The organism is Bradyrhizobium sp. PRIMUS42 (assembly GCF_023006515.1).
Classification (GTDB): domain Bacteria; phylum Pseudomonadota; class Alphaproteobacteria; order Rhizobiales; family Xanthobacteraceae; genus Bradyrhizobium.
Genome location: NZ_JALBGZ010000215.1, coordinates 1 through 8,929, shown reverse-complemented (window position 1 = coordinate 8,929; position 8,929 = coordinate 1). Strand labels below are relative to the sequence as shown.

General features: G+C 64.0%; 7 protein-coding genes. 3 read left to right on the top strand and 4 right to left on the bottom strand.

All coding sequences use genetic code 11. The features are described from left to right. The 3 genes from MOV75_RS17655 to MOV75_RS17645 all read right to left on the bottom strand — a co-directional run. Positions 1–1,161 (bottom strand): caspase family protein (locus MOV75_RS17655; protein ID WP_247006280.1); only part of this gene is annotated, 1,161 nt, incomplete at its 3' end. Further along, positions 1,161–2,966, bottom strand: a complete 1,806-nt coding sequence (locus MOV75_RS17650; protein ID WP_246918657.1) for a caspase family protein — start codon at positions 2,964–2,966, stop codon at positions 1,161–1,163. The genes MOV75_RS17655 and MOV75_RS17650, both read right to left, overlap by 1 nt. Before the next feature lie 194 nt (positions 2,967–3,160). Then, positions 3,161–5,068: an acyl-CoA synthetase gene (locus MOV75_RS17645; protein WP_247006278.1), complete on the bottom strand. Its 1,908-nt coding sequence runs from the start codon at positions 5,066–5,068 to the stop codon at positions 3,161–3,163. Positions 5,069–5,291: 223 nt separating this feature from the next. Between MOV75_RS17645 and MOV75_RS17640 the strand changes: the two genes are divergently transcribed. Together MOV75_RS17640 and MOV75_RS17635 are read left to right on the top strand one after the other, a co-directional pair. Beyond that, the gene (locus tag MOV75_RS17640) at positions 5,292–6,371 is read left to right on the top strand and encodes a preprotein translocase subunit SecD (RefSeq protein ID WP_247006276.1); all 1,080 of its coding nucleotides are present in this window, start codon (positions 5,292–5,294) and stop codon (positions 6,369–6,371) included. A 248-nt stretch (positions 6,372–6,619) separates the two neighbouring features. Next, on the top strand, positions 6,620–7,426 hold the full coding sequence (locus MOV75_RS17635) for a Crp/Fnr family transcriptional regulator (protein ID WP_246918663.1): 807 nt from the start codon (positions 6,620–6,622) through the stop codon (positions 7,424–7,426). 7 nt (positions 7,427–7,433) lie between these two features. Here the strand turns inward: MOV75_RS17635 and MOV75_RS17630 are convergent, their stop codons facing one another. Beyond that, positions 7,434–8,075 carry a glutathione S-transferase family protein gene (locus tag MOV75_RS17630; RefSeq protein ID WP_246918665.1) on the bottom strand — a complete coding sequence of 214 codons (642 nt, stop codon included), beginning with the start codon at positions 8,073–8,075 and terminating at the stop codon, positions 7,434–7,436. A 184-nt stretch (positions 8,076–8,259) separates the two neighbouring features. Between MOV75_RS17630 and murI the strand changes: the two genes are divergently transcribed. Continuing rightward, positions 8,260–8,929: glutamate racemase (gene murI / locus MOV75_RS17625; protein WP_247006275.1), on the top strand; the 670-nt coding region annotated here is incomplete at its 3' end.

Below are 8,929 nucleotides of genomic sequence, written 5' to 3'. Positions count from 1 at the left end.
CTCGGCGACCTTGCGCTGCTGCTCGGCCGCCTCGGCCCTCGCCTGCTCGATCTGCTTCTGCCTCTCTGCGGCAATGCGGGCGTCTTCGGCAACCTTGGCTGCAGCGGCCGCCTTGTCCTGCTCGGCCTTCTGGGCGCGCTCGGCAATCAGCCTGGTCTTTTCCTGCTCGGCCGCCCTTGCCTTTTGCTCGGCTGAGGCACGCGTCTCCTCGGCGCCGATCTTGTTCAACTGGCCTTTGGCGAGATTGGCATAGAATCCCTCAGGATATTGCGCCAGGAACGCTTCCCACCCGTCCCGGGTGCCGAGTTGGAGCGCAAGTTCATAGTCTCGCCTGAGCTCAGACTGCGGATTGGGTTGCGGGCCGCTCGCAACGGGCTTGGCAGGAACGAGCGGCACGTCATCGCCGCCGAGCGAGCCATACACGAAAGGCTCTTGCTTGTTCGCGGTGCTCTTCAGCACGTCATCGCGCACGAAGCCGAACGCTTTGCGCAGATCCAGGCCGGGCTTTGGCAGGTGGTCTGCGAGAGCCGTGGCGAACGGGCTGTTTCTGGAGTCTCCGTCGGACGCCGTCGAACCGGCCTTGGCCGCGAACGCGATCATCGTGTTCGGAGTGGTTGGCTCGACCTTGGCGAGCCCGCGGCCGATCGCGCGCGAGGCCACGGTGCGCTTCATGGATTTGGCGAACGGATTGTCGCGGCAGGCATCGAGAATGACGAGACGAAGCTGTTTGGCGGGCTCGATGCTCACCAGCACGCGATCGATCGGTAACGCCTCGTCGTAGACGTCGGTGTCGGTCTCGAGCGCGGCATCGGTCGGGATCAGATAATTGGTGCCGTCCACCTCCATGCCGTGGCCCGCATAGTAGATCACCGCGACATCGGCATCCCGGGTCCGCCCGCCGAATTCGCGCAGCGCCTTGCGCATTTCAGACGCGTTCAAGTCCTGCTTGACGTCGACCGTATCGAAGCCGGCTTTCCTCAGCATGCCGCCGACCAAGCCGGCGTCGTTCGCGGGATTGCCAAGCTTCGGCACGCTCTTGTAGGCGGAATTGCCGATGACGAGCGCGACGCGCTTATCGGCGAGCGCTGGGCTGCAACACAGAGCAAGACAAGCGAGAGCTCCGAATGCGATGGAGCAAGCCTGAAGTATCTGCTTCATCATCAGTTGCATATTTCGGCTGGTATCTTGCTCGCAGGATTGGAAGGATGATTTGCCGTTCCGAGCCGGCACCCCTTGGCGATCGGCCTACATCCGGCGTTGTTGCAGATCATCTGCCCCGAGGCCTGTGGCGTCGAGGGAGCGGCCTCCGTTTGTTTTCGATCCGTGTCCCGCCTCCTCGACTCCTCGCGCGTCGCGACCGGTTTCTTCTCCGGGATCTTCTCGCACTCATTGTCGTCACCGACGCGATAGCCGGCGCGGCAGGTGATCTTCACGCATTGATCGCCGTCGGCCTTGAAGCCGAAATTGCACACCAGCGGGCAGACGCGTCCCGGCTTGGCCTTCAGCGCATCGAGCGCGTCGACGCTAGCAAGCTTCACGTCGAACTGGGTGCCGGCATATTTGTTGAACAGCGTCAGCGAGCGCTGCGCGGCTGAACTCCACTCGCTCTCCGCAGACGAGGTCAGGCAACCGACGCGGCGCAGTTCGCTCTGTACGGATTTGGCGAGGTCGGCGGCTGACAATGTGGACGCCGGCCCGGGCGAGAGCGCGGCCACTTTCTGGTTCTCGACTTCGGGCAGCTGCCGATCGGCGGCCGGCTTTGCGGCCTGCTCCGCTTTCTCCGCGGCCTGCTTTGCAGCGAGCTCGGCCTTGGCTTTTTCCGCCGCCTGCTTCTCGGCCAATGCCTTCGCCGCCGCCGCCTCAGCCAGCTTGCGCTGGTGCTCGGCCGCCTCGGCCCTCGCCTGCTCGATCTGCTTCTGCTTCTCCGCCGCGATCCGCGCCTCTTCGGCAGCCTTGGCCGCAGCCGCTGCCTTCTCCTGCTCGGCCTTCTGGGCCCGCTCGGAGATGAGTCTTGCCTTTTCCTGCTCGGCTGCCTTGGCTTTTTGTTCGGCCGAAGCGCGCGTCTCTTCGGCGCTGATCTTGTTCAACTGACCCTTGGCGAGGTTGGCGTAGAAGCCGTCCGGATACGCCGTCAGAAACGCTTCCCAGCCGTCGCGGGTCGCCAGCTGAAGCGCGAGTTCATAGTCCCTGCGCACGGCCTCCTGCGGGTTGGCCTGAGGACCGGTCGCAGCCGGCTTGACCGCAACCAAGGGCACGTCGTCGCCGCCAAGCGAGCCGTACACATAGGGCTCCTGCTTGTAGCCTGTGCTCTTGAGCACATCGTCGCGCACGAAGCCGAAGGCCTTGCGCAAATCAAGGCCCGGCTTCGGCAGATGCTCGACCAGCGCGGCGGCGAACGGGCTGTTTCGGGAATCGCCGTCGGACGCGGTCGATCCCGCCTTTGCGGCGAACGCAATCATCGTGTTGGGACTGGTCGGCTCAACCTTGGCCAGGCCACGCCCGATCGCGCGCGAAGCCAACGTGCGCTTCATCGACTTCGCGAACGGGTTGTCGCGGCAGGCATCCAGGATGATCAGGCGCAATTGCTTGGCGGGCTCGACGGCGAACAGCGCGCGCTCCACTGGAATAGTCTCGTCGAGAACGTCGCCGTCCGTCTCCAGCGACGCGTCGGTCGGAATGAGATAGTTGGTTCCGTCGAGCTCGATACCGTGGCCGGCGTAGTAGATCACCGCCATCTCCGCATCGCGCGTCCTGCCGGCAAACTCACGCAACATGCGCCGCATCTCGCTGGCACTGAGATCAAGTCTGACGTCGACGGAATCGAAGCCAGCCTTCTTGAACATGCCGCCGACCAGAGTGGCATCGTTCGCAGGGTTACCGAGCTTGGGAGCACTTTTGTAAGCTGAATTGCCAATGACGAGCGCCACCCGGCGGTCGGCATGCGCCGGTCCGCAGGCAAGTCCCATCGTCAATATCAACAATGCAAATAACCGAAACGGAATCACTTGCGTCCCCCCGGATGCAATTCCACGAGACTATTCGGTAGCGTCGCAGATTGCTAATTCTTCCTATGTGATACTGGTCACATAGGGCTCCTCGAACGGGGGTAAGGATAATGCGGCGAAGCGTCGCCCTGCTTTGGGGGTATGCAGAAACCGCGCTACATTTGCACCACCTCGTGGCGCATCACGAAGGGTGCAAGCAGCGCGTGTACCTCGCTCGCAACCGCCTCGCGCTGCTCCGACGGCAGGCCGGCAAGGGTCACGGTGGCGATCGATCCGTGACTGCCATGGGCACCGACTTTGACCCTGCAATCGATGCCGCGTTCGACCAGCGGCGTGAGCACCTTGGTGAACACGCGCTCGGCCGCGTCCCAGCGCAGCTGCGGCTTGAACACCTTGCCGACGCCAGTCACCGGCATCGGATCGATCGGAATGACCTGCACCGGGACGGCGGCGCGCTCCGGCGTGCGCTCGCGCACCCACGTCTCCAATTCCCCCGGCTCGACCTTGGCGCCCGGTTTCAGCTGCACGTATCCCACCGGTAGCTCGCCGGCATAGGCGTCGGGCTGGCCGACCACGGCGGCGAAGCCGACGGCCGGATGGCGGAACATGATCTCCTCGATCGGCGCCGGGTCGATGTTGTGGCCGCCGCGGATCACGAGGTCCTTGGCGCGGCCGGTGATCCAGAGATAGCCATCGGCATCGAGGCGGCCGAGATCGCCGGAATTGACCCAGATCTCGTCGACGAAGGCGCCGTTGTTGTGCTCGTCGTTGAGATAGCCGCCGAACACGCCGGGCCCGGCCATGATGACGACACCGATTTCGTCCGGCTTGCAGTCGCGGATCAGGCGGCCATCGGCATCGAGCTGCACGATGCGCACGCGAGAATAAGGCATCGGCAGACCTACGGAGCCGAGCCGGATCGGCCGTGACGGATAAGCTAGCGTGTGCACGCTCGAGGTCTCGGTCATGCCGTAGACCTCGACCACGGGCAGCTTCAGCTTGTCCTGGATCGCCGAACCCACGGCGACAGGAATCGCCGAGCCGCCGCCGGCGGCGTATTTCAGGCTGGAGATATCAGCGTTGCCAGGCGGCACCGCGAGCGTCGCGGCCAACACCGTCGGCACGCTCGACAGCGCCTCCGGCTTGAAGCGTTCGACAAGCTGCCAGATATTCTTCACCGCATTCGGATTGCGCCAGCCACTCGGCGACAGCACGACCAGCGAGCCGCCGGCCGACAGCGTCAGCAGCACCTGCGTCAGCGAACCGCCGACGTGAAACAGCGGCATGCCGAACAGCAGGTTTGCGCCCGGTTTCGCCTTCAGCAGCAGGTTGAGCGCCCAGGCCTGATAGACCTGATTGGTATGGGTGTGCCGCACAAGCTTTGGAGTGCCGGTGGTGCCCCCGGTGTGGAAATAGGCGGCGATGTCGGCACCCAAAATCTTGCGCCCGCTGACGAGCCGGTCGGACGGCTGCTGCTTGATCAGGTCGCTGAAGGCAAAGATGCCCTTGCCGGGATCGCCGCCGCCGAACACCTGTACGATCGCCTTGAGATTCTTCAGTTGCGGTCGGATCTGCTCGACCTTCTGCCAGATATCGGTGCCCGGCATCGGACCGAGCGCCACCAGGATCTTCGTGTTCGCGGCCTCCAGGATCTCGGCGAGCTGGTGCGGCTCCAGCAGCGGATTGACGGGATTGGCGATGCCCGCGGCCTCGGCGCCGAACAGCGTCACGAACGCATCGGGCACCAGCGGCAGCATGAAGCTGATGACGTCGCCCTTCTCCGCACCGAGCGCATGAAACATGTTGGCGGCCTGCGTGACGCGCGCGATGAAATCGCGATAGGTGACTATAACCGGCGTGTCGGCGGGATCCGCGTTTTGCAGGAACTGGATCGCCGCGCCATCGGGATTCCGCGCGGCACCCAGCCTGATCGCGTCATAGGTGCTCTCGGCCGCGACGCGATCGGCATAAGGAACCTGCTCGAAGGCCCGGACTTCCGAGTCCGTCGCCAGGTCCGGATAGTCGTTGCCGATAAACCGATCGAGCGCGTGGATACCCGCCATGGAATTCCGTCCTCCCTCAGATGCACGTCCCCGCCTCTGTCTTTTGACATTTTGGTGCGGCGAGGCCTCGGCCGATGGTCGGCCGAGCCCACAGAATGATGGATGATTTGGCGTTCGTCCATTGCCTAGACCTGCGACGCTTGAACCTCTGGGGCCGACCCGGGGACCAAGAACTGGCGCTGGAATTCGCTCCCAGCGCCCTGCCGCAAGACTTGAGGTCATCATGACGACGCCCGCGCGGAACCGCATCAACCGGCTGATCGCTGCGTTCGCCATCGCATCCACGATGGCCCTGCCCTCCGCAACCTTCGCCGGGGACACCCAGCTCGACAAGATGCACGCGAAGGTCGCGGCATTCATCACCGACAAGATGGAGAAGCTGGGCGGATCGCGCATCATCTACAAGGTGGACCGCGACGCCTTGCGGGAGGCGGTCACCACGGATCTGCGCGACGACGTCTACAAGATCTTACGCGAGGGCCGGATCGCCTTCTCCGGCCTTGTCATCCGTGACGGCGGCGTCGAATTGAAGATCGCGGACGCCAAGGGTCGCGACCTGCTCACGCGCAAGCTCGCCTCGGCGGCAGAGGGATTGCCCACGCAGGCGCTCACCGTGACCGACGCCGGAGACGGGCTGATCAGGCTCGCCCCGACCGACGCCGCATCGGCCGCGCGGCAGCGCGATCTCGTCGAAGATTCCATCGCCATGATCGAACAGCGCCTCAAGGACGCCGGCGTCACACTTGCCAGCGTCCAGCCTGAGGGAACGGACCGCATCCGCATCTTCCTGCCAGGCATGATGGAGCCCGAGCGTATCACTGCGATCTTCGCCAAGAAGGTCAAGGTCAGCTTCCGCCTGATCGATGTCACGATGTCGGCGGAGCAGGCGCAATCCGGCACGCCTCCGGCGGGGACGGAAGTCATGTTCGGCTTCAAGGACAAGCTCCCTTATCTCGTCAAGGCCAGCGCGCTCGACGGTGACGACATCAGCTATGCAGGCCCGGGATTTGCCAGCGGGACGAAGGAGCCGATCGCCTCGTTCCGCTTCAACGGCCGCGGTGCGCGGCGCTTCGCCCACATCACCGCAGAGAACGTTGGAATGCCCTTCGCCATCGCGCTCGACGACAAGGTGATTTCCGCCCCCGTGATCCGCGAGCCCATCACCGGCGGCTCCGGCCAGATTTCCGGCAACTTCACCCTGGATGAGGCCAACAGCGTCGCCATGCTGCTGCGCGCCGGCTCGCTGCCCGGTCGTCTTGGCCTCGTCGAGCAGCAGGTCGTCCAACCCGCCGCCAAGCCCTAAGGCGAAGATCGTCCAACGCCCGCCTGGGGGCATTGGCCCCCTCGCGACGCCCAAGCCTGCCCGAATCACGGCCGTGTTGCAGCCAGACGCGCAACCAACGGGCAATTGCCGAAACGCCTAATCAGGCTAAAATTTGCCTCTTGCGGCGTGGCGGCCGAAGGCTTCATTTCAGGCGGCCGTCATCCGAATTCGGCTATACGTTTCGAGCATACCGACCAGGACTGAAGGCCTTACGCGGGGTTAGTACCATGCCGTCCGGCAGCGCAGACATTTCCTCGATCCTTGACCGCATCCTCGATGCGGCAACGGATAACCTCAGGATCGCGAAGATCCTGGTCCAGATGGGCCTCGATCCCAACAACGTCACCTATGACGCGATCTTCAATCGGCTGCTGGAGATCTTTGTCCACAACATCACGTTCGCCAATCTGTTCGCCGCGGTCGGCGCCGGCTTCTTCGTCGCCACCCTCTTGATGCGGACCATGGTGCCACTGCGCGTCGCCAACATGGTCGGCTGCGCGTTCTTCGCCGTGTTCGGCGCGCTCACCGCCAACGTCGCGACGTTCCTGCTCTATCTGCTGCTGCTTCCGATCAACGCCCTGCGCCTGCGGCAGATGCTCAAGCTGGTCAAGAAGGCACGCCACGCCGCCGAAGGCGACATGTCGATCGAATGGCTCAAGCCGTTCATGACCGAGCGCAAATATCGCCGGGGCGATACGCTCTTCAAGCTGGGCGATCCCGCCAAGGAGATGCTGCTCACGGTCACCGGCAAGTTCCTGGTCAAGGAGATCAACGTCGAGATCGGGCCGGGCGCACTGATGGGCGAACTTGGCTTCCTGACGCCGGACAACCGCCGCACCGGAACGATCGAATGCATCGAGGACGGCCAGGTGCTGACGATCACCTATGACCGCCTGCTGGAGATCTACTTCCAGGATCCACAGTTCGGCTATTACTTCCTGGTGCTAACCAGCCAGCGCCTGCTGCAAAACATCGATCGTCTGCAGAAACAGCTGGCGACGGCGCGGTCGGCCACGACGAACAGGATCGCTTGACCGAAGCTCAGCTCAGCAGCAACGCCATGCCCGGATCGCCCTTCTCCATCGCGCGCCGGTAGGCCGGACGGTCGCCGATGCGGCCGAGATATCCGACCACGTTCGGACAACGCTGAAGATCATAGGGCTGGAAGTAGCGCATGGTGGTGAGCGAGAACACCGTCATGATATCGGCGGTGGTGAAGGCGCTGCCCGCCAGATATTCGGCCTCGCCAAGCCTGGCGTCGAGGAGGTCGTAAGCGCGATCGAGACGCCCCTTCATCGCGCGCAGGGTCGGGTTGTCCTTGGCGAGATCGAGCCGGCTCAGGATCATCATCCGCCCCATCCCGGGTTGCAACGTACCGTTGGCGAAATGAAGCCAATACAGAAACTGCGCGAAGGCTCGCTCATCGGGGCCGAGCACGAGTCGGCCGTTGCCGTATTTTGCCACGATGTAGTCGACGACGGCGCCGGATTCCGCAAGCACCAACTCGCCGTCGGTGATGACCGGTGCCGTGCCGGCCGGATGCAGCGCTTTGTACTCGGCCGGTGCCAGCATGGTCGCTGCATCACGCGTGTAGCGCTTCAGCTCATATGGAATTCCCAGCTCCTCGCACAGCCAGACGATGCGCTCGGACTGGGACTTGCCGAGATGATGGACGGTGAGCATGAGGCCTCCTGCGGACGCAAATGGGAGCACTGTGACGCCGCATCATACGTCGTGATTGCCGGCTTCCCGGAATTTTGCGGACATGCCCCGGCACATTCAAGCCCTCCAAATCGGCCCCAAGCGGTCTCCGCCGCAAAATCGCCCTAAAAACCGAATGGTAACCATGGCGGGCTAGGGTAATTCTGTGACCAATTCTCCGACGATCCTGGTGTTCGATTCCGGTCTTGGCGGGCTCACAGTGCTCCGTGAGGTCGTGGCTGCGCGGCCGGACGCGCACTTTGCCTACGTCGCCGACGACGCCTTCTTCCCCTACGGCCACCACAGCGAGGACGAGATCATCGCCCGCGTCGTGCCGCTGATGGGTGAACTGATCGGCACGCATGATCCCGACCTCGTCGTCATCGCCTGCAACACGGCGTCCACCCTGGTCCTGTCGCACCTGCGCGCCGCTTATTCCGTGCCCTTTGTCGGCACGGTGCCGGCGATCAAGCCGGCCTGCGCGCAGTCGAGGACCCGCCGCGTCTCGGTGCTCGGCACCAAGGGCACGGTAAAGCGCGAATACACCAAGGCTCTGATCCGCGATTTCGCGCAAGGATGCGAGGTGACGCTGGTCGGCTCGCCCGAGCTCGCCTCGCTGGCTGAAGCCGAGCTCAGCGGCGCTCCGATCAGCGACGAGGCCATCCTCGCCGAACTCGCTCCTTGCTTCGTCGGCGACGCCGGGAATGTGGCATCCCGCACCGACACCGTCGTGCTCGCCTGCACGCATTATCCGCTGCTGCTCGACCGGCTGAAGCGGCTGGCCCCATGGCCTGTCGACTGGATCGATCCGGCGCCGGCGATCGCCCGCCGCGTCT

Bases quoted from the DNA above. Each gene is read 5' to 3' on its own strand.
- MOV75_RS17650 (WP_246918657.1), bottom strand. From the start codon at position 2,966: ATGGGACTTGCCTGCGGACCGGCGCATGCCGACCGCCGGGTGGCGCTC.
- MOV75_RS17645 (WP_247006278.1), bottom strand. From the start codon at position 5,068: ATGGCGGGTATCCACGCGCTCGATCGGTTTATCGGCAACGACTATCCG.
- MOV75_RS17640 (WP_247006276.1), top strand. From the start codon at position 5,292: ATGACGACGCCCGCGCGGAACCGCATCAACCGGCTGATCGCTGCGTTC.
- MOV75_RS17635 (WP_246918663.1), top strand. From the start codon at position 6,620: ATGCCGTCCGGCAGCGCAGACATTTCCTCGATCCTTGACCGCATCCTC.
- MOV75_RS17630 (WP_246918665.1), bottom strand. From the start codon at position 8,075: ATGCTCACCGTCCATCATCTCGGCAAGTCCCAGTCCGAGCGCATCGTC.